This is a genomic window from Streptomyces recifensis, from assembly GCF_002154615.1.
Taxonomy (GTDB): Bacteria; Actinomycetota; Actinomycetes; order Streptomycetales; family Streptomycetaceae; genus Streptomyces; species Streptomyces griseoluteus.
The window spans coordinates 235-817 of the sequence record NZ_MUNH01000744.1 but is presented as its reverse complement, the minus strand read 5'-3'; the positions used below and the strand labels follow the sequence as shown (position 1 = coordinate 817).

The 583-nt window shown below is 76.2% G+C and carries 1 pseudogene; it reads left to right on the top strand.

Features of this window, described 5'->3' with window-relative positions:
- Positions 1-44: 44 nt before the first annotated feature.
- A pseudogene (locus tag CCN33_RS29120) lies at positions 45-583 on the top strand (M23 family peptidase); the annotation flags it as partial.

Here is a 583-nt window from a genome sequence, read left to right as displayed (position 1 = left end):
GTCAGCTAACCCGGTAGGCGGAGGAGGGAAAGGAGTGCGCCCGCGTGGCGTTCAACCGGCCTGCCCCACAAGCCCCGTTCGCGCCGGACGCGAGTGAGCCCTTTGCCTACGGCGCCCCCCGTGCCGAGGACGGCGCGTGGGAGGAGTGGAACCCCACCGAGGAGTCCCTGCCCGCGGTACGCGGCCGCCACCGGGTGGCCAAGCAGCGCGGCGGTGGACTCGCCCGCAGCTCCACCGTGCTCGGCGTCGGTGTCATCGCCGCCGTCGGCGCGGGTGGCATGGCGAGCGCCAACACCGGCAAGCCGCCCGTGTCCATCGCGCTGCCCGACCTGCCCTCCGTGGACTCCCTGATCGACGGGCACCACCACACGGAGACGCCCGCCGCCTCCCTCGCCGGTGTCGCCACCGCCACCGCCACGGCCACCGCCGTCGGCGACGACTCCACCGCCGACGCGGGCGAGGCGCTGCGCAGCCGGATCATGGCCCAGGCCGAGCGGCAGCAGAGCAAGGCGGACAGCCGGGCCACCGCGGCCGCCGTCGCCAAGGCCGACCAGCAGGCCGCCGAGGCCGCCGCCAAGGCCGC